Genomic DNA, 21,870 nt, shown 5'->3' on the forward strand with positions numbered 1-21,870 from the left:
ACCAGTTTTCTAGACCATGTGCCGTTATTTTGAAAATGACTATTCGTCCTACCGCTTGGAGGGAGGTGTCCTCCATGTGACCTACCACAACCGTATCTATATCGACCTTGATGCGGCCATCCGTATCGTGGCGGACCGGATAGCGCTGCACGAGGGCCGTTCCCTACCCGTGCTCTGCGATGTCCGAAGCGTCAAGGGCATCAACAAGGCGGCCCGCCATTATTTGGCGATAGAGGGTTCCACCCTGATAAGGGCGGTGGCCTTTATCGTAGAGCCCACGGTATCCGAGGTCATGTCCCGCTTCTATATCCGTACCAGCCATCCGCCCATCCCAACGAAGTCGTTCAGGAAAAGGGAAGAGGCCCTCGAATTTTTGAGACCGTTCGTGGACACCCCCTGATATAAACTTAACAATGACAGTTACGACCATATGGGCAATAAGAGCAGAAAAAAACGAATGAAACAGATCAACCGGATGCTATTGGAAATGGCATCGGGCAACTTTTTTTACCGCTTGGAGCGGAGTTCCAGGAACGACACGACAGAGGCCCTGATGGTGACCCTGAACATGCTGGCCGAGGAAATAGAAGCTTTTATAAAGCACCAGGGCTATGTGAACACGGACAGCAGCATCGTGAACGTGGTGCAGATGAGCTTCTTGTTGGACCACAACGGGTCGGTGGCCATGGCCAACCAAGAGGGGTGCAACATCCTGTCCGTACTGCGGTCCGATATATTGGGCCGGCCATTTGGGACCCTGCTAACTGAAACCTCCAGGTCCAAGTGGCAACGCAAATGGATTGGCCTGCAGAAGAAATCTTCTTATGATACCAACATCGAACTCCTTTTTAAGACTGTTGGTAAACTGACTGTTCCGAAGCTTTGCTATATCACCACTTTTGAAGCAAAAGGAGAAGAGAGGAAGACTTTGGTAACGGCCATCCACCAGGCCAATAGCCAGGAGCTTATCCAGAAGCGTTTGAAAGGGGAGGTAATCGGTCATTCCAAAAAGCGGGAATCCCCTGCTGCACATAAAAAATCAAGGCCGAGACTGAGCTTTGAGGATGTGCGCAAGATCAGGAAAGCACATGATATCATCTTGGAGAACCTGGAAAGCGAGCTCCCGTCCCTCAAGGAGTTTGCCCTACAGCTGGGAACCAATGAGTTCAAGTTGAAGTACGGATTCAAGGAACTATATGGCACTACGGTCCACCGCTTTTTGCTTCGTGAACGTCTGCGCAAGGCCCAGATGATGATCCAGTTCAGCGACCGTTCTATCAAGGCCATCGCCCACATGACGGGCTTCAAGAGCACGGCGCATTTCTCGCGCAGTTTTAAAAAACATTTTGGCTACACCCCGAGCGAACTCCAGAAAAAGGCCTTTGGCAAGGATAGGTAAATAGGCCGCTCCTTTGCCCCGGAACGGTTATTTTTTGTCTAAATCCTTTACGGGCAAGACTTCATCCCTTAAAAATAAAATTTACTGCGGAACTTTACCATATCAAACCAAAAGCTATGGGACGCAAAGAATTTAAGTACCAAACGATAACAAAATGTATTGCACTTCTTTACGTGCTGCTGTTTACCTATGCCGCAACGTCCAAGTTATTGGATATGGAGCGGTTCATAGGTCAATTGGGGCGTTTCCCCTATATATCGGATTATGCCAAGGCATTGGCCTGGGGCGTGCCGACGGCGGAGCTCTTGGTCGTTGTTCTTTATCTTTTCCCGAAATACACCCTGGCGGCACTATATGCCAGTTTGTGGCTTATGGTGGCCTTTACCATCTATATCGCCTTGGTGCTCCGGTTCAGTAATCATGTTCCCTGTGCCTGTGGCGGGGTACTGTCACAGCTGGGTTGGACTGAACACTTGGTGTTCAACCTTGTCTTTGTGCTTTTCGCCGTCCTGGGTATCTATCTAAAAAACCAACAACAATACAAATGTATCTAAAAGATACTGTGCAGTGCCAGGGGAAGGCCGAAAACCTGCAAAACAGAGTAGGCCGTTAATTTAAATTTAAACATTATGAAAACGAAAGTAATGAAGGGGCTGTTGCCAGCCCTAGTGATGGTATTGGCCATCGGGCTGTCGTTCGCCACGACATCAATTGAAGTGAACCAACAGGGTTACTACTGGGACACAAATACCAATCAGGTAGAAGAGGTGCCCGGTGGCGTGGACTGTCCTCCAGAAGGCACCATAGCTTGTCTTCACGATGAGCAGCCCGTGTTTGCGGACGAGGACCGTACCATTCCCTTGTTTAAGGAGTAATGGTAATTGGTTGCCTTAAGACCACAAAAAGGTGTCCCAAATGGGACACCTTTTTTCGACCAACTCAAAATATGCCATAGGAAATGGCAAATATCAAATAACCTATTAAAGGTCCTCCATTAGTTTCAGGAGGCGCATAGCATGGCCCCGGGCCGCTTCCGTACCGCATTGGTCCAGGTTATCGGATACACGTTTCCTCAGTTTGACCAATTGTGCCAAGAACAGCGCCTTGGAGCGGGTATTATGTACAAACCTGTTTTTTTCGGCATTAATAGATACGGGTCTTTGTTCCAGGTTCTGTAGGACCCTGTCCACATAGAAATCCTGCAGGGCCATGTCCCTGGTGGCCATGGTTTCCGGAGAATCAAAAAACTTTTTAAATATGGCATGCTGTAGCCGTTGAAGAACCGCTTCGGTAATCCCATCATAGGTTTCGATATGCTCCAAATATTCCAGACGTTTTAACCTTTCATAATCGAGCAGTTCATAGAGCAGCCGGGTCTGCATTTCCAGCATAAGATCCGGATGGGTGGAGTACCGTGTCCTTTTTAAGGCCTTTGGGCATACCAGCCACTCGGGAGGGGATAGGGTCTGTTGCAATAGGAAGTCCAGGGCCTCCATTTGCTCACTATAGGGTATGGGTGTGTAGATGTTCCCCTTTTGTGAAGGGGACTTGTACTGTATGGAATAGCCCCCGACCATGGACATGACCTGTGCTAACTGGAGCCGCCAAAGATTGAGGACCTTATCATATAGCCTTTCGGCCAGGGCAAAGTCCCTTTCCCTTTTACTGATTGCGGAAAGGATGTCCAGTGTACGCTCCAGATTTTTCAGTGCCAGTGCCGTCCCCCCGATGGGGTCGCTGCTCTCAACGACTTCGTTGGTGGAGCCCGGCCCGATGGTCTCTCCTCTGTATTTGTTGTAACGGAACCAGGGTATGGAATCCTGTTCACGAACGATCATATCCAGAAAATGCCGTTCCGACCTAAAGTCCGTATTTTGGTACGGGGTATAGCCCCAACGGATGTTAAAGGTGTCCATGGGTCCCACTTTTTGCAGTAACAGGGACGGCGGGATACCGTCTTCCGGTTGTGGCAGTCCATTGTGGCGGGCATAGCTCATGATACTGGGGGTATGTCCCATGCGCTCCAGCCAGTCCGGGTCGCGCAGCTTTCCAAGGGGGTAGGCAAACTCCCCGTAATGGGCATCCATAAGCCCAAGGGCATGTCCGGTCTCATGGGAGACCAGGGATTGAATAAGCCCGCCCATAAGGTCGTCGGGAAAGGGATATTGCCGGGCCCGTTCGTCCAAGGGTGCGCAACGAATAAAATATTCGTCAGCCAAACGCTGCACGGAAGAGTTGATAATAATGTCCGATTTTAGGATTTCCCCGGAGCGCAGGTCAATAACGGACGAAACGGTGGCACCCCCACCCGCTTCAAAGCCCCTAACGCCCTTGTGCCTCCGCCAACGTACCATAGCATGGTCTGTACTGCTCCCCAAGATATCGGCATCCTTGGTAAAGGGATCGTTGACCATAATGGCGTCCTTAAATCCCGCGGTCTCAAAGGCCGGTAGCCATGCTAGGATGCCTGCCCTGACATAGGGCCGCCACTTTTTGGGAATGTCCTCCGTCAGGGTAAAGGTAATGGGTTTTATAGGGGAGCTAATGGCTTGTTCGGGATGTTTCTTTTCGAGGCGCCATCTTGTAATGGCCGCTTTGGCGTCATGCAGCCTGTAACTAATGGTGCTGCCCTTATCCTCACAGTAAAAACCTACGCGGTGGTCGAAGAGCCGGGGCGCCATGGGCTCGGTGAGCCGGTAAAAACTAAAGTCCACCTGGATGCTCCTTTTTACCTTTCCGTTGGAAGTGCTACGTGTGGTGCTGATAATGGTCTCGTTGTCCAGATTGGCCACGCTAGAGATATAGGACAGGTCCCTAATGGCATTGCCGAGGTCCCAACCGAGATCCACTTTGAGGAACAGCTCGGTGACATCGATAAAAACGGCCCTGGAACCAGTAGTTTCCTTGGTTATCGGAAACGTGGCCAGGGGGATGCTCGAGTCCTTTGGGGCACTGTCCATGGGGATGATAATGCCCGTCACGGAAACGGTCCTGACGGCCTCAAGAAGGATGCCGTTCCCTTGTTGGGTCCAGACAACCTGTTTGTAATCGTGGTCGTAGCCATCGTGGTGGCAGACCATCAGGATTGTGTCGCCCAACATCGAGCGGGGCATTTCCAAAATGACCCTTGTCCCGTCAAGTTCTGCTTTTAAGAACCCGTCAAGGTTGCGTACCATGGTTCTTGGTGCTTTCTCCAAAGGACTAGGGGCCGCTTTTGCACGGACAGGAAAGGCCGATAGCATATAGGCCAATATGATAAAAGGAATATAGATTTTCATAGGTGTTCGGTTTCTGTAGTACATCAATATCCAGGATTTTGGGGCCTCAGGTTGGGGTTGTTGCTGATTTCGTCCTCCGGTAGGGGGAGCAGGATGTCGGTGGGCTGCCAGTTCGCTTTGATAGGGGCGAGGACATCGCTGGCCAAGCCCGTACGCTTGAGGTCGAACCACCGCTGTCCATGCTCGGTAAAAAGTTCCGTCTGGCGCTCCCTGAGGATGGCCTTAAGGAGCGTGCTCTGGGTATCGGCCGAGGTGTCCCCCAGTCCCGCACGATGCCTTATGGCATTCAGGTCGTCCTGGGCCCCCGTGATGTTTTCCAAATGGGCGCGTGCCTCCGCACGGATCAGGTACTGTTCGGAAAGCCTGAAGACAATGGAATGCTCCGTGGACGCATCGTCCCTGAAGGTCTTCTTGTATTTATGGGCATAGTAAAGTGTGGTCAGCCCATCGTCACTGGTGTGGCTGCCCACCCAATGCACGAACCGCTGGTCGCCCGGTTCAAAGGCGGCCAACAGGGCATCGGTAAGGGCCATGGTCTGACCGGGAATGGCGTTGATGATAAAGGTACTGCCCTCATAGGTATTCATGTCCGATATCCCGTTCGGCCTGAACTGCCAAAGGGTCTCTGGGGATTCCTTGAGGAAGACCTTGGTGATATCGGGTTCCAGCCCATAATCGGTCAAGAGCCCAGTAGCCGTCGAGGCGGCCTGCTCCCAATCTTCGGCATATAAATGGATGCGGGCCAAAAGGGCCTTAGCGGTATCCCTATTGGGTACGACACGGCTACCGGTGGGGTCGTCGGCATCCAACAAGGCTATGGCCAGGTTCAGGTCCTTAATGATATGGCCATGGACCGTACTTACGGACATCCGTGCGGCACTCCCGTTGGCCACATAGCCTGTCGTGGTTACATAGGGGATGTCGCCGAAGAGTTCAACCAGCATGCTGTGCATGTAGGCCCTTACAAATAGCGCCTGTCCCTTGAACCCGTCGCGTTCATCCTGGGTCAGGGCATCGGAACCGTCGACGCCTTGGATGATGTCGTTGGCGGCATAGATGATATTATAGGCACGGCTCCACCAATCGGTTACAATACTGTTGGAAGGGGTCAGCACATTGCCATAGAATTGCGAATAATCGGTATTGGACAGGAAATAGTCCAGTTCATCACTGTAGAGTCCCATGAGTGAACTGAGCCCGTTGCGTCCGGAGACCATGCTCTGGTCGCGAAGGTCCAGATAGAGGTTGGCCAGTGCCGACTCTACGGTGGCGGGGTTTTCAAATACCGTTTCCGATACCAGGGTGTTCTTGGGCGGATCCACTTCCACAAATTCCGAACAGGCCCAAAAGGCAGTGGCCATGATTATTGCCATTAACGTTTTCAACGGCCATACTTTGGAAGCCCACTTGAGGGACTTCAAGGTTTTAATATTGTCTATAGATGTCATAAGAATACTGATTTAAATGATTAAAGGCCCAATTGTATGCCAAGGGTGAACTGTCGCAATGGCGGCAATCTAAGCAGCGATGTCTGTTCGGGGTCCGGCCCGTCGTATGGGGTAAAGGTCAACAGGTTCTGTCCCTGTATGTAAATGTCAAGGTCGATCCCTTGAGCCAGGCCATCGGGAAGCCTGTAGGTGAGGGATATGTTCCTGAGCCTGACAAAGGAAGCATCGGATACCGCGGCACTGCTGCTCCTTTGTTTCCCGCGATCGGAGGACAAGCTACGGTCCAGACCGGCTGTGGCCTTCATGATAGGGGTGTTGTCCCCGGGCTGTTGCCAATAATCCAGAAGTAATGTGGCACCATTGCCCCGTAGGCCCGGTGCGGAACGTGTCCTTAATAGGTTATAGCCCCTTTGTTTTTTGAACTGGAAGAACAGGTCCAGCGATAGGTTTTTATAGGTCAAGGTGTTGCCCAGTCCACCATAGAATTTGGGCGCAAAGTCCTCGATGTACCCCTTGTCCTGGGAACTGGTTATGCTGCCGTCACCGTTATAGTCCTCGAAGCGGTAGGTTCCCGTATCGGGGTCAACGTCCTGGGCATGGTAAAGGTCTACGATGGTGAGCGGTCTGCCGATGATATAGTCGTCAGCAAAGGCGGAGGACTCCAGACCGGGGAAAGCTGCCAATCGGTTTTTGGGAACGGTCAGGTTGAAGGTGGTGTTCCACTGGAAATGCTCCTGCCGAATGTTCTGGCTGCGCAGTTCGATTTCCAGTCCCGTGTTCTCCACGGTGGCATCGAAGTTGCCGGTAAGCTGCGAAAAGCCCGTGGTGGCCGCCAATGGAAGCCCGATGAGTTGGTTGGAGGAACGGTTCCGGAACCAAGAGGTGTTGAGCAGGATACGGTCCCTGAAGAATCCCAGTTCAAGACCGAATTCCAGTTTCTTATTGGATTCCCAGCCGAACTGGGGGTTGGCGATGCCCGAAGGTGCCAAGGTGCCCACGCCGTTGTAATCATCGCCCGTCACCTTATAGGTTCCCAGAAACTGGTAGTCGCCAATATTGTCACTTCCTGTGGTACCGTAGCTGCCCCGTAGTTTTCCGAAGCTGAGCACGTTACTGTCCCTTAAAAAGCCTTCCTCGGAAAAGAGCCAGGCCATACCGACCGCCCCGAAGTTGCCGAACTGCCGTCCCGGCCCAAAACGTGAGGAACCGTCCCGACGTCCCGTTAGGTTGAGGATATAGCGTCTTTTCCAATTGAGGTTGATGCGCCCAAAGAGGGCACTGTAACGGTATTCGCTATCCGAATCCCCATATATATTGAGACTGTTGGCCGCCGATAGGTTGAACAAGAGGCTGTTATTGGAAAATCCCCTTCCCCTTTGGATAAGTTGCTCGGAATCCTGCTGTTGGAAAGTGCTGCCCAACAGGACGTTCATTTCAAGATCTTTCCATTCCTTGCTCCAATGGATCTGTGGCTCCATGATCCAGGATTTGCGTGAACTGGAATTTATGGTTATGGAGGAATAACTCTGTGCTGTATAGCCGTACAGGGGATTTCTGGCATCATGCGGCAATAGTTTGTACGAGTCCAGATCGTAGGTGTTAAAGCCCAAATTGGTCCTGACTTCCAGATTGGGTGAAATTCTGTACGCGATGCTGCCATTGGCCATTAGGGTATTGGTCTTGGCCAGATAGTCCTCCAATAGAGAGGCCAAGGGGTTGTCCCAGGTGTTGTCTTCCCAGTTGAGCTGCCCATCCTCATCGTAGGGTTCGGGAGCATTGGGCTCCAGTCTGTAGGCCTTTCCGGTAAGATCGGTACGGGGCAGCTTGTTATGCTCGCGGGTATAGATTGTGGACAGGTTTAGGGAAAAGCGTCCGTCCTCGGAGCGGTGGTTCAGGGTGTTGTGCAATGAGGCCTTTTTATAATTGGAGTCGCCGGGGAATACGGTAGTCTGCTTCTGGATGCTACCACTGACCAAGAACTGGGTGTGCTCACTGCCACCTGAAACGGAAAGCTGTGCCTTGTTGCGGTAGGCGGTACCACCGATGAGTTCCTTTTGCCAATCGGTATAGCGGTTTTGGTCCCAGGTCTTTAGGTCTGGCCAGAGATAATCATATCCAGGGTCGTCGAGGTCGTCCCCCCGTCCATCGGCAATGATGCCCTCTCGACGTACTTTAAGGTACTGCTCGGTATCCATCAGGTCCAGAAAATGGGAGACCTGACCGAGGGAACTGCTTATGTTGGCCCGGAAGCTGGTCCTGCCTACTTTTCCTTTTTTGGTGGTAATGAGTACGACGCCGTTGGCGGCCCGTGATCCGTAAATGGCAGTGGCATCGGCATCCTTGAGGATCTCGATACTGGCGATATCGTCAGGGCTGATATCGTTGAGCGGGCTCACGTTGCCACTGTTAATCCCTGAGGAAACCCAAAAGGTCTCCATCGAGGTGCCGCCCATGGGGACGCCGTCTATGATATAGAGCGGTTCAGTGCTACCATTGATGAAGTTCTGCCCGCGGATATCGATTTCGAAACCGCCGCCGGGAACGCCTGTAGACTGTACGATGTTCACCCCGGCCAGATGCCCCTGCATGGCGGAAAGGGGATTGTTGACGGGCTGTTTTTCGATGGTCTTGGCTTCCAGTTTGGCAATATTGCCCGTGCGCTCCCTGTTCCTGACGGTGTAGTAGCCCGCGTTGATCTCCACGGTGCCCAGGTCGGTGATGTCGGGCTCCAATTGGACGTTGATGGTACTGCGCCCATCTAAGGAAACGTCCCGGGACTTAAAGCCCAAAAAGGAAAAATTAAGGGTGTAACTGGGATGGACCAATAGGCTGTATGTGCCATTATAATCTGTTATGGTGCCTTTTTGTGTACCCTTAACCGTAATGGCCACACCGGCCAGAGGTAGGCCGTTGCCATCCGTTACCGTGCCCGAAACCTGCTGTTGTTGTACTGGTAGGGCTTCCAGAGCATGGGTGGATAGGGAGAGGATAAGGACAATTAGAAGTTGGAGCAGGTGGTGCCTGCCCATAAATAATGGATTATTTTTCATAATTTTGGATTAAGATTTAACATATATTGTTGGATTTTGGCCTCCCTTGGAACCTGCGACAGTTTATTGGGGGGTTTTTTGTGTTCGTTCTATGCCATAGGCGTATTGTGTTTTTTAGGTTTGGATTAATAAATATGCAATCGGCATGACCTTGGTGCATGGCAATAAAGAGCTATGTCAAGGCATGTTAAAGGCGTTAACGGGTATTGTCCGGATGCAAAAGGATGGAGAAAATTTGGTTATGGGATAAAATAAAATCGTGGATTCCGGAAAAGGTATATCGTGGATCCCATAACAAGGCCCTTATATGGGGTTCTTGGGTTTCTTTTTAAAAAGGATGTCGAACACGGATACTTCCAGCACCAAATGGTGTTGGGATGTTTTGTTTTCCTGAGATGTGCAATTACTGTGTTGCATGCTCTTTAAATTAAAATCTTGCCATTCTTTAAAAAAGAAGTAACGCTGAGAATAGGTGGGTAAGGCTTTAAAATTTGAACACAAAAAAAGCGTGGAACCCATCTTACTGCACTAGAGGTACTGGTATACCGAGGAACAATAAGTGAGCCCACGCCATATGACGTGAGCATCTTACTTATCATCTCGTTCCTATAAAGTTACCAGTTTTCTAGTGCGAGATTCTAAGCGAATGCTTCAATATTTTTAATTTGAAGAATCGCAAATATAATATTTATGGTATCAAGATACCGAATCAAATATAATTAAAAATATCGGTACGCCAAAACGTACCGATATTTTATTTACTAAATAGTTAATTGCATTTATGAAACAAGAGCTAGAAGAGCTTATAAAAATAAAAATCGCAATTAGCTTGAACAAGTTATTGAAAGCACGTAAAGTAAGTGTTCAAGATGAAGATGGAAAAGATAATACCCCAGATACTTATAATAAAATAGCCCTTTTCTCCGACTTAAGAAAAGCTACTGTTTCAGACACTTTCAATGCAAAGTCTATTCCCAGTTCTGCAACGTTGATTTTAATTGTGGAAGCTATGGGGTTTGACTTAATTGAATTTTCTAAAGTATATTGTTCAATAAAAGAGAATGAAATAAGTGATTTTATATCAAGTAATTATTGATTCTTTCGCCCTGATTTTAATCATTTAGAAAACTATTACTAATAAGAAAAATATGACGTTTAACGCTTAAAGTAAACTAGAATTATAGTCATCTAAGACTAAAATTTGTAATATGTTATATAAAGTTCTAAATCCTTTTTTTTTATCCAATTCTGTTTTTTAAAAAAACGCATATATAATTTGTAGTTATTTCATTACATTTGAAATTAGACTCAAATTTAAAGAATACAAATGGGCAATTTCTTGGATAAAAATCTATTCAACCAGACTTTTTCGACGACAAACCTAAAGGAACTATTTCATCAAATTTTTAATGCCAAAGACGAAGTAGAATTACAATCTGTAATAGACGCTAATATTGAAATATTTGACAACAGTAATTGGAAAGCTTTAGGAGATAATAAGAGTAATTATGGCGTAGTAAAAAACCAACAATCTAGTCCAATTGCTGCTTTAATAGAAAAAACCACAAACTCAATTGATGCCATCCTAACAAAAAAATGTTGGGAATCAGGAATAGATCCTAAATCGAAAGACGCACCAAAATCTATGGATGAAGCCATAGAAATGTTTTATCCAAATAATAATTGGGACTTAACAGAATTCAGGAAGTCGCAGTCTGAAGAGATTCAGATAATAGCTGATGGAAAAGGACCTAGAACACAAAAGAAACAATACCCAACATCAGTAATTATATATGATAATGGAGAAGGACAACACCCTGAAGACTTCGAAGACACCTTCTTATCCCTTTTAAGAGGAAACAAAAATAATGTCCATTTTGTTCAAGGCAAATATAATATGGGAGGAAGTGGCGCAATAGTTTTTTGTGGTAAAAAAAGATACCAGCTTATAGCTTCAAAAAGATTTGATAATACCGGTGATTTTGGCTTTACACTAATTAGAGAACATCCTAAAACTGAAAATGATCAAGCCAAAGAAACTTGGTATGAATATTTGTTAATAGACGGAAAAATTCCATCATTTAAAATAGATAATCTTGATTTAGGGTTAGAAAACAGAGTATTTAAAACTGGTACAATAATTAAAATGTACTCTTATCAGTTCCCTAAAGGATATTCTGGTTTTGCACAAGACCTAAATCAAAGTATTAATGAATTTCTTTTTAGTCCAGCACTTCCAATGCTAACGAAAGATAAAGCTGAAAGATATCCCAATAACAAAGTACTTTCAAATGATCTGTTCGGTCTTAAAAGAAGACTTCAAAAAGAAAAAGGGGATTATATATCTGATCAGTTTTCTGAAGTGTTTGAAGATGAGTTATTTGGGAAAATGAAAGTTTCCTGTTTTGTTTTTAATGTGAAAGTCAAAGATTATGATTTGAAGAAAACTAAAGATGAAATTGGGAGGCGATATTTTAAAAATGGCATGAACGTCATGTTCTCCATGAATGGTCAAGTACATGGTTATTATACGTCAGAATTTATAACCCGTTCATTGAAACTTAACCTTCTTAAAAACCATCTATTAATTCATGTGGACTGTACCGAAATGAAGTACGAGTTTAGAAAAGAACTCTTTATGGCGTCAAGAGACAGGTTAAAAGACGGAGAAGAAACACAACAATTGAGACATTATTTAGCGACTAAATTAAGCTCAAAAGATGGCAGATTAAGTGAAATCCAGAAATTTAGAAGACAAGCAGTTAATGTAGATACTTCTACAAACACTAATCAGCTACTTAAGAGTTTTACCAAAAACTTACCTCTGAATTCCGATTTAATGAAGTTACTTGGTGATACATTTAAATTAGATTTAAAGAAAGAAACAAAGAATAAGAAAGAAAAGAAAAAATCTGATACCACAAAGACTGAAACGCCATTTATACCTCAACGATTCCCTTCGCAGTTTAAAGTAAATTCCAAAGCTAAAGGAGACACAGAAGTAGCCAAAATACCTCTAAACGGGGAGAAAACCATTCGGTTTAGCACAGACTGCGCTAACGATTATTTTGACCGTACAGAAGATCCTGGAGAGCTAAAAATTGCAGTTCTAAAAATAAAAGACAATGAAACTAAAGGTGGCAACCAAATAGGAGAACCTAAAGAAATAAGCGATTTATTCAACGTAAATAAAAGTAGTCCTAATAAGGGGACTATACGAGTTAACCTCAACCCAAAAGAAGAATTGAAAGTCGGTGATGCAGTTCAATTAAAAGTCTCATTAACTGCTCCAACTGGAGATTTTGATGAAATATTTTGGGTAAAAATATCTGACCCTGAAAAGAAAAAGGCAAAGACACCAAAGGATGAAGATGATAATGAACCTTTAGGGTTACCTAAAATGGTTTTTGCTTATCAAAGCAAAGAAGATAAAGGAGACGATGCTGTCTCTTGGGAGGACGTTGAAGAAGCCACAGGTTTAGAGATAGACTTTAAAACAGTTATGGTTCCTGAGGCAGAAGGTGATAATTTAAATAGTATTTTCATTAATATGGATAGTACAGTTTTAAAGAATTTCAAATCTAAATACAATAACCCAAATGAAGATCAAATTGAAATAGCCAATAGAAAATACTACACAGCTGTATATTTTCACACCTTATTTTTATATACGATTACTAAAAACAGAGGTTATCAGATTAACCAAAAAAACATAAATACTAATCAATTTGAAGAAGTAGATTTAGGCCAATATTTAAAAGATTTATTTGACCATTATTACTCTACATTTATTCTAAATTTTGGTGGTATGGAAGAAATGATGCAAGGATTGGCAGATTAATATGAATTAACAGGCAAATTTATATATATCATTTTTCTTCAAATGACTAATAAGATCCTTTAGCTTGATTAAGTATATGCTTGAAAAAGACTCTAAACCAAAAACTTCCTTATGTTGATTAATAATATTCAAAACTCCTTGGTATTTACCGTTCCTGTTTTTTATAAAAAAATCTCTAATAGAATTTATTTCATTAAAAGAATGATTTTCGAGTGAATTAATCAGCCTTCTTAAATTCTCATTATAACGTCTATCTTTTCTTAAAGATGTTGGAATCGAGTACTTTCTTAGCTTAGACAATAAAACACTTACATCTGTTGAGTATTTAGAAAACAAGGCACTTAACAATCTTATCAATTCTTTTTTTGAAAAACCTTCATCCAACCTGTAAAGAAGCAATAATAAATCCGCAGTATCTTTAATACTGCCTATTTGATGTAAATTATAAAAACTCAGGAAATCTTCCTTTGCAACATAGTCATCTGTATAGAAAAATAATTTAGTTGGGGTTGATTGAGTTATGTATACAGAAAGTGCTGTAGAAAAAAACTCTCCGTTTCTTTTTCTATAATTAGACAGTGAACCTATTTCAGAATAAAAATCTTTACCCATATCAAGCTCCACATTAGTATCTGAAATTTTAAAACTCAAAAATTTAGATATTGCTTGGGAAATTCTAGCTCTTTCTTCGGGAACTGTAAAAGCATTTGATTGTATCTCCTGATACACATATTCACTAATATAGACTTTTAGATGAGCAAGCTTCTTAATAAGAAACTCATCTTCACTATCAATTTGAATCAAATTAATTATTGTACACGCATCAAGAACTGTAGTAATAGAACTCATACTAAATGTCCCAAATAATATCCTGAATATTTTTTATCAAAAAATCCTCATTAATTGGAACTTCTGCTTCATCTAGATCCGCTAATTCAAGTAAAATTGAAAAAGCTTCATTGAAACGCCTTAAAGAAAAGCCTTGGGTCTTAGTAATCAAGTTTTCAACTACTTCATCTGAAAATGGGTGGTAATCGTTCTTTTTGTCTATTCTATAAAAACTTAGAATCTCTTTCAAATAGATTCTGAAGTCATCATCAGAAGGAAGGTCAAAGTTATTTCTTTCTTTAATTCTAGATTTTACAGATTCGTATACATATTCTCCTAAATCTTCAGCACCAATCAAAGCTGACTGAGTTAAGTTTATAAACAACAAAAGATTATTAGGAGTATTGTCCATTACCTCTCTTAAAAAATTATTGGCCTTATCAATATTGGAACTGTTAAGAACAGCAATGTCCTCAAATTCATCAATCCACAAGATAACCAAAGAATAAGCTTTTTTATCAAAGGTAATACAACTAAATAATCCAGATAAAAATAAAGTATAGTCATTATCAGAATTTAACTTTCTTAATATCCCATAATCATTTAATTCTTTCAGTTCTGTATTTGTAATATTTCCGTATAGGAATTTTCTTAAAAAAGATACGTCTATACCATTATCAAATATCGCTTTCAGAACAGCTTTTATATGAATATTGTCACCATAACTATCTATAAAACTAGAAATTTCTTCATATTCAATTTTACTCCTTAGCTCTTCAATCTTCAACTTGTCAATAATGGAGATAAACAAGCTGTAAACAGGTTCTTTCCCCTTTGGCAACGATACAATTATTGGGTAAGGTTTAGGTAAATCACCACTTATATCTTCAAGAACAGATTCTTTACTAAAGTATCTAGCTGAATGTGTTTTGCCGCTCCCATATTCACCCCAATTTAAAACTAGACTTGAGTTTGGAAGCTTAATACTCCTCTTTATTCGTTTCTCAATCTTATTTTTTATTTCCTCAAAACCAGCCCAAACTATTTCTTCTGAACTTGTAGCAGGAGTAAGCCTAAAAGGATTTGATTTTAAGTTAAATTTTTCATTGAACCCCATCTTTATTTATCTTTTTTGAATATATCCATCTTTATACTGATTCTGATATTTATAGATATATTTTTCTTTGTTATTATTTAAATAGTTTACAATATATTGATATTCTACTGGTACACCATAATTTAAGAAAATCATATACTTTGTGTAATTCACAGCTTGTGATAAAGTAGTTCTATTAGGTGCTAATGTTTTAAATATCTCAAAACTTTCATCTATATAACATTCTATGTGAGTATTGAGCGACTCAATACTAACTTTCTCAGTTTTAAAAGAATCATCGTTAGAATAAGCGTATGAATGTTGCACAAATCTATTGACATACTCACTAGGGTTAATTATAAAGGCAGTTTCAAGGTCATACCAACAACAAATATGAGCCATATATTTCTCACCTTTTTTTGTTATTTCAAATTCTCGACTTTTTTTATTATCAAAAACAAAACCTAAATCAACCAACCAATTTATTCTAGGCATAATAATATGTTCCAAATACACCTCAGGTTTTTTCCAATTCAAAACTCTTTTTCTAATTGACTGAATTTTACGTTTAGTTTTTTCTTTTAAAGCCAATTCCTTCAAATAATAATTTAATCGGTTTAAAATGCTATTCTGATAAATAGTTTTCAGCTCTTCAAATGATACTGATTGATTAATATATAATAACTCTAACAGGATTGACAAATAAAAAAAATCATTCTCTAAAATTCTTTCGACAAAAAAAAGTTTGTCAAAATAAGACAAGTTAAAAACATTACTCGATTTGTTAATGTTTTTCTCATTAACAACCCTGTAAACCTTCATTCTTTTTCCTTCAGAATATATATTATTAATCTTAGTTAATAACTCTAAATTTTCGGCAAGTGTAATATAAGGTAAAGCTGAAATTCCTGAACTTGTTTTTTTTATGCGACCTTTATTGTCTGTATAGTTTAAAAGTTGATTATCAATTAAATCTGAGGTCGAAAACTCTTCAAACTTTTTGTTAATTCTGGATTCGGGTATTTTTTTCTCATTTTGAATAAATTCATTCAACAGCTTCAAATAACCTAATCTTCTAGTTTTTGTATTAGTAGTCAATATCTTTGGAGAACTATTATCATCAAAAGGAAAACTTTTCTTATAGAAAATCCAATAGAAATCTGGTGGTAAGTAATCAATTCTGACTTTGTCTAGCTCATCAACTATTTCAATAATATTTGTTTCATTACAATTTAGCTCAATTTTAAAAAAATAATTGGGCTGAGTTGAGCAAAATGGATCAGGATTATCTATAAAAATCCCATAATCTAATACCATGTTTTTATCTATCTTATTTAGCGTTCTCAAATAAGAAAACATTTGAAAAGAAATAGATTGCGGGTCAGAATATTTAGGAATATCTTCCCTATAACCGAGATACTCATGATGAGAAACATTAATAGACAATATCTCTATTCCTTTTTTTTGAAATAAGTCCAAGTATTCAGATACAGACATAAAACTTTCAAGTACATCTAAATCTGATCCATCAACAAACTCAATTGATAAAATAATCTCAAATCCTAAAAAATCAAAAAATAATTCAGAGTTAGTTGTTATGTGAGATTGATGACACCTATTATTGAGTTCAGTAATTATCATATAAAGCAAGCAGTACAAGCATCACTTTCTGTATCATCTAATATATCTAATAAAAATTTAGAGTTTTTAGATTTATGCTTGTTTGTACGTTTTAAATGGTCTAATTTAATTTCTTTTATTCTTTTAGGATCCATCAGTTCTTTTAAAGACTCGTTTGGAATCCACGTGAAATGCTCCTCTTCATTCTCATACTTCATTGCTTCCTTAAACTTTTCAGGATGCTGTTCGTATAGCCAAACCCATTCTATTTTTTGTTGAAAGAAGCAAAAATAGCAACCTGATCTACTTCTAGCGTATTCGCCAACTTGACCATCTACTTCGTACTTTACTTTGTTGTAATATGCTGGTACACCAACTCCGCTATCTTCAAGTATTTTAAAAATATCAGCTCGCACTAAATTGTCTTCGTTTTCTAACAAAGGGTAATCATCTTCTATAGACAATGGGTAATCCGTAGTTTTAAGAAACTGAAAAACACTTTTGTTATACTCTGCAACGCCGAAGCCTAATAGCGCATCTAGTTTTTCTTTTATAATCCGCTCTTTCTCTAATCTGTAATTTCTATTAAATGATATTGGTTTTGAAAAAATGGCTTCAACCTTATCCAATTTACTCCCTTTTAAGTACTGACTGTAATAAGTCAATAATTGTTCTTGATTCTCAGGAGTAAATATCTTTTCCAATACATCTTGACTCCATATATTTCTTCTAAATGGAAATATGGATTGAATATTTTTTTCTCTAGATATGTAACCTTCTCGCTGCTCATCACCTCTAATACCTACATAAGACACCGTTGGATTACCACTAACGAACTTTTCAAAAGGTTTCAACTTCATTAATGCAGTACACCATCTTGCTTGCGGAGAAGGCAAATAACCCCTAAAAGACTTAAAATGGAAATCAAAAGGGTCTTCATTTGTACTTGCAATTTTTTCATCCTCCAGTCTATTTACTTCAATTCCTAGATAACTCTCCAAATTATCTATTAATTGATAAGTCTCATCTAACTCTTTTCCTGTATCTGTGAAATAGTATTTAAAATTAAAACTAGGGTACTTATCTTTTAAATAGATTGCTAGTGCCGCACTATCTTTTCCGCCTGAAATGCCTAATACATGATCTAGTTTACTCATTTAATTCTTTTTTCAATAATTCTGTTAAGACAGCTATTCTCAACTGTTTGTCGTCCCCTAAACTACTATTAATTTTTGCAATAGACTTTTCAACCTTTTCTTTTTGTTGTTTAGAAATACGTATCAGATGGTTTTTTAAGCCTAGGTCTTGAGAAGTGAAATCTACTTTATAAACCTCTTCCTCCTCATCATCAAAGTTAACATTTTTTATATCACATAAGTTATCCAGCTCTTTGACAGTAAAACTTAATTTCTCCTTTAAAATATCTTCTTCTTTATCTGATATTCTGTCTAAAGGCCTCATCAACAATGAAAAACAGATTGAATTTAACCAACTATCTCTGTCATCAAGCTCTGAATTTACTCTTAACATAAATGTCTTTTGAGAAGGTAAAATCTGATGCTCCTTTAATGAATTAAATCTTTTTTGTAACTGTGTTTTATATTGCGGAAAATCACTCTTAATCCCTAAAACTTCAATTCTTAAAAAGTTTTCAAATCGATTTAACAGTTCCTTATAGGAATCTTTTACTTCAATAATTGTTCTCTGAAACTTGATAATATACTCATCAAACAACTGTTCATTTTGAATTAATTCTTTGACATTATATCCTAATGCTATTGGAAACTGCTCAAAAAATATTTTTTCAGGATCCTTCGCTTTGGAAATTGCATTCCTTAATTCCAAAGCTTCTGGTGTAAGTCTTTTTGTTTTTGTTGAATATTCTGTAAGTCCTTTATATAAAACTAGAAATGGTCTAACACTCTCAATAAAAGACTCATTAGACATCGACTCCTGTTTATTCTGATTTAGATATACCCTATACTTATTAAATAAGTTTAGTCGTAAATTATCAAGTTCGAATGACTTGACTGAATATTCATTAGGGTTTCTTGTTATTAAATATAAAATGGTTTCATTAATGTAAGGCATATAGCCTCCATCAATATTGTAAAGTGCAAAATCACCTCGTCTTACAAATAAAAAGGTTGGTATTAAAAAATCAATAACACCTTGCTTCAGTTTATATGGTTTCTGTTTTAAGGTATTGATTAAATCTGTAATTTGTCTTTGTTCTTTTTTAGCCTCATTTAAAAACAACTCGCATTCTTGCCAAACTCTAATAAAATTTTCATCATCACAATTAGGTGAAGTTAATATGTAACTTCCGTCTTCTTCTCTATGAATGCCGTTATTTTTAATTAAACTCCAATAGATTGTTTTATCTGAAGGAAACTTGTCATCAGGATAACCTAAATCCTTTTCATTCCAATTATTAACTAATCTATTAAAATATGATTTTCTAGCAGAGTTTATTGCTCCTGATACCTTATGCTTATTTATTAACTCCATATTGATCTTAGGAGCATATGGGTAAATAGATAAACAAATTTCAGAAAGTATCTTGTTTAACTCTTGCTTACTTTTAATTATTCGTCTTTCCCCATTGAAAAACCACTCAATATTCTTTGAGTACAAAGAGTCCAAAACATAATGGTTTAGTAATGATTTCTGACTTTTAATGATATTTTTTAGCTCTATTTTAGCAAACTTGTCATCGACGTCAACTTCACTTAAAACCTTTTCTGTTTTCACAATATCTAACAGTGTCTTCCTAATCGTTGATGAGTTTTTATATAAACCATAAAGAATTGGTAAGTCTTTATTAGAGGTTTTTTCTACAATGTCCTTGTCTATCAATTTTTCATTAAATATTAGGTTAATAAACCCATCTATTTCATTAACAGGCGTTTCAAAAGACGGATTTTCACTAATATTAAATTTAAAAAGTCTCGGAGTTCCTGTAGTATATAAAGTTTCTTTAGCTGTTAATATTGGAAAATCAAATGCCTCATTTAACCTATAAACTATATCAAGATTTTCATCAATATTATTACTTGCTTTTAAGATAGCGTCCTCAATATCGATATCTGTACCACCAAAAAGCTTATAGGAGTTATTAAAGCTGTTAAACCTAATGATTTTTAGCTTTGTTAGACTTTTCAGAGTCTTTTCAATATCATTTGAACTGAACTTATATGACAAATAATTTGATAAAAACCAATCATCAATACTTGCTCCTTTACTTACAAAAAGATTAACCAAACCTATAACCTTTAGAAGGTCTAGCGCTAAATTTTGATTTTCTTCAATATTTGTTTCAGCCCGTTCAATTGAGTTTTTTATTAATGCCCATTGTGAATAATCAGGATTATGTTTACTAACTAAAGTTGAATATAAGTTGACTAATAAATAATCATAGAGTTTCGGCAGGTCAAATAAATCACCTTCTTTTAAACTCTCTATTCCTAAATGATCAGAAGTATTTAAGAATGTAAATAATGACCTTTCATTTTGACCATATCTTTGTAGAGAATAAGTTAGAGTAATTGCAGAGAAAACATCTAAAGGAAATAGATTGTTTCCTATATTGTTCAAATACTCTTTAGATATTGAAAAACAATTATTGCTTTGATTTAATTTGTTCAGGATTTCGTTATATCCATTATACTTTTTAGTAGCTTTATATTTCGATCCAAAATGCTGTGATGCTAAATAAAGTAATTGCTCAACTGGTTCATTAAATGTAATTTCACAAAGTCTTCCTTTTACTTTTTTCCATTCATTTTTTTGTGAATCAGTTAAACCATTCGAATATGAATCTATTGCTTGATGAACAGATGTCAGTAATATTATATTTCTACTTGAATCATTAACAAATTCTGCTAATTGCTGAATAAAATACATTTCCTTTTCAGGATTATGTTGAGATGCATACTCTAAAAATTTGCCAAACTCATCAATACAAATAACCAACAAACCATTTTGCTTATTTACCTCTTCATATTTCTGATAAATGCAATCAAATATCTCTTGATTTCCTTTCAACTTGTTCTCAATGGAAAAATATGTCTTAAAATATGATATAAGTGAGTTATACTCTCCAACGACATTAATAAATTCACAATTCTTTATGGCGTTGGAATTGAAGCCAAAAAAATTATCGTTGTTGGAATTAGAGATACTTCTACTAAAAGCCCACAAAAACGAAGATTTACCTGTGCCATAAGAGCCTATGATGTTAAAGCTGTGAACACCTTTGTCAAATTCATTTAATATAAAATTAGCAATGCGTTCGGAATTTCCAGTAGGAATATATTGGATAGACTTGTCTTGATCTCTAATTATATTTATCGAAGATAACTGTTTTATGTTATTCATAGTATTGTCTTAAAATATCAAAAGAATTTGGCTTTTTACCTTTAAATTGTAATTCTTTAACCCCAGATTCATTTGAATATACAATGTCTTCATACTTCTCAGAAATAAGTATGAGTTTTTTTTCAAGCTGCTCTTTCGAAAAAACAAAAATATTACCCACACTATTATAATCACTATAAAGATTTTTAAAACTTATGGATTTACCATATTCTTCATTTTCCAAAATGACATATAATACTAGCTCTATTGGAATGTCTTCTTGCTTATTGTTCTGGATAATATATTTTGTAGAATGATTTCTCTTTATCTCTTGAATCAATTCAAGATCAGATAAAATTCCAGAAAAACTATCTTCAATATCCTTTTCGCTTTTTGAATAATAGGTTCTTAAAAAGACTGAAAAATCTTTAGCTAATGTATTCTGGTTAAGATCTGAATCAACCCCCTCAATGTAAGTAATAAAATTTTCTTTACTAAATTCTGGTTTTAGTTTTCTAAACTCATTGAATATTATGGAATAAATAGAGGAGAAATTACTCACAATCAACAAGTAATGCAGCAACCAGAGAGACGTTTCGTTTTCTAAATACTTATCCTTTCCATTACTTTCATTAAAAAGAAAGTTTGCAATGTCAGTAGAATTTTCATTCTCAAAATCAACAACATTGAAAGCTTTCAACCAGAACCTTATTGAACTAACCATGTTTCTACCCACTCCCAAATCAATACATGCCTGATCTACAAATCTACCATTGTTTTCAACAAAATCATATCCTTTTTTCAACCACAGCCCCTTACAATGGAAAGTTTCGTGGCCTGAAAAAACAAGTTTATCACTCATATTTATTATATGTTGTCATTTTGTGTAAAAGTACAACTTTTAAGTAGATTTTTTTTATGCAAGAAGAGTTCAGTTAGGTTCTGATTATA

15 protein-coding genes are annotated in these 21,870 nt (G+C 39.2%); 6 read left to right on the plus strand and 9 right to left on the minus strand.

From position 1 onward, the window contains the following. Window positions 1-16 precede the first annotated feature (16 nt). The 4 genes from ACIEHO_RS10810 to ACIEHO_RS10825 all read left to right on the plus strand — a co-directional run bounded on the left by ACIEHO_RS10810 (window position 17) and on the right by ACIEHO_RS10825 (window position 2,274). Window positions 17-400, plus strand: a complete 384-nt coding sequence (locus ACIEHO_RS10810; protein ID WP_406971539.1) for a DUF7793 family protein — start codon at window positions 17-19, stop codon at window positions 398-400. A 57-nt stretch (window positions 401-457) separates the two neighbouring features. Further along, entirely contained in the window at window positions 458-1,399 is a 942-nt protein-coding gene (locus ACIEHO_RS10815; RefSeq protein WP_406971541.1) for an AraC family transcriptional regulator, read from the plus strand. 116 nt (window positions 1,400-1,515) lie between these two features. Continuing rightward, complete coding sequence (locus ACIEHO_RS10820; RefSeq protein ID WP_406971543.1) at window positions 1,516-1,953, plus strand: MauE/DoxX family redox-associated membrane protein; 438 nt, start codon at window positions 1,516-1,518, stop codon at window positions 1,951-1,953. Between the two features lie 75 nt (window positions 1,954-2,028). Then, entirely contained in the window at window positions 2,029-2,274 is a 246-nt protein-coding gene (locus tag ACIEHO_RS10825; RefSeq protein ID WP_406971545.1) for a DUF6520 family protein, read from the plus strand. 105 nt (window positions 2,275-2,379) lie between these two features. Here ACIEHO_RS10825 and ACIEHO_RS10830 read toward each other — a convergent pair whose 3' ends face one another. From ACIEHO_RS10830 to ACIEHO_RS10840, 3 genes are read right to left on the minus strand one after another with little or no spacing between them, the layout of a single operon-like run. Beyond that, a complete protein-coding gene (locus ACIEHO_RS10830; RefSeq protein ID WP_406971547.1) occupies window positions 2,380-4,677 on the minus strand; it encodes a zinc-dependent metalloprotease in 2,298 nt (765 codons plus the stop codon). A 23-nt stretch (window positions 4,678-4,700) separates the two neighbouring features. Beyond that, window positions 4,701-6,125, minus strand: coding sequence for a RagB/SusD family nutrient uptake outer membrane protein (locus ACIEHO_RS10835; RefSeq protein WP_406971549.1), 1,425 nt, complete (start codon window positions 6,123-6,125; stop codon window positions 4,701-4,703). Window positions 6,126-6,145: 20 nt separating this feature from the next. Further along, a complete protein-coding gene (locus tag ACIEHO_RS10840) occupies window positions 6,146-9,175 on the minus strand; it encodes a SusC/RagA family TonB-linked outer membrane protein (RefSeq protein WP_406971551.1) in 3,030 nt (1,009 codons plus the stop codon). Between the two features lie 781 nt (window positions 9,176-9,956). Here ACIEHO_RS10840 and ACIEHO_RS10845 point away from each other — a divergent pair. Together ACIEHO_RS10845 and ACIEHO_RS10850 are read left to right on the plus strand one after the other, a co-directional pair. Continuing rightward, a complete protein-coding gene (locus ACIEHO_RS10845) occupies window positions 9,957-10,271 on the plus strand; it encodes a hypothetical protein (RefSeq protein ID WP_406971553.1) in 315 nt (104 codons plus the stop codon). Window positions 10,272-10,502: 231 nt separating this feature from the next. Beyond that, window positions 10,503-13,016, plus strand: coding sequence for a hypothetical protein (locus ACIEHO_RS10850; protein WP_406971555.1), 2,514 nt, complete (start codon window positions 10,503-10,505; stop codon window positions 13,014-13,016). Between the two features lie 6 nt (window positions 13,017-13,022). On the opposite strand, the gene ACIEHO_RS10855 is transcribed toward ACIEHO_RS10850, so the two are convergent. From ACIEHO_RS10855 to ACIEHO_RS10880, 6 genes are read right to left on the minus strand one after another with little or no spacing between them, the layout of a single operon-like run. Beyond that, entirely contained in the window at window positions 13,023-13,865 is an 843-nt protein-coding gene (locus ACIEHO_RS10855) for a hypothetical protein (RefSeq protein ID WP_406971557.1), read from the minus strand. 1 nt (window position 13,866) lies between these two features. Further along, on the minus strand, window positions 13,867-14,961 hold the full coding sequence (locus ACIEHO_RS10860; RefSeq protein ID WP_406971559.1) for a hypothetical protein: 1,095 nt from the start codon (window positions 14,959-14,961) through the stop codon (window positions 13,867-13,869). 6 nt (window positions 14,962-14,967) lie between these two features. After that, window positions 14,968-16,581 carry a hypothetical protein gene (locus ACIEHO_RS10865; RefSeq protein WP_406971561.1) on the minus strand — a complete coding sequence of 538 codons (1,614 nt, stop codon included), beginning with the start codon at window positions 16,579-16,581 and terminating at the stop codon, window positions 14,968-14,970. Then, window positions 16,578-17,717, minus strand: coding sequence for a phosphoadenosine phosphosulfate reductase domain-containing protein (locus tag ACIEHO_RS10870; RefSeq protein WP_406971563.1), 1,140 nt, complete (start codon window positions 17,715-17,717; stop codon window positions 16,578-16,580). Before ACIEHO_RS10870 ends, ACIEHO_RS10865 begins: the two co-directional genes overlap by 4 nt. Further along, a complete protein-coding gene (locus ACIEHO_RS10875) occupies window positions 17,710-20,940 on the minus strand; it encodes a hypothetical protein (protein WP_406971565.1) in 3,231 nt (1,076 codons plus the stop codon). Before ACIEHO_RS10875 ends, ACIEHO_RS10870 begins: the two co-directional genes overlap by 8 nt. Then, window positions 20,933-21,781: a DUF4007 family protein gene (locus ACIEHO_RS10880; protein WP_406971567.1), complete on the minus strand. Its 849-nt coding sequence runs from the start codon at window positions 21,779-21,781 to the stop codon at window positions 20,933-20,935. Before ACIEHO_RS10880 ends, ACIEHO_RS10875 begins: the two co-directional genes overlap by 8 nt. Window positions 21,782-21,870: the final 89 nt, after the last annotated feature.

The organism is Flavisericum labens, assembly GCF_045446075.1.
Classification (GTDB): domain Bacteria; phylum Bacteroidota; class Bacteroidia; order Flavobacteriales; family Flavobacteriaceae; genus Flavisericum; species Flavisericum labens.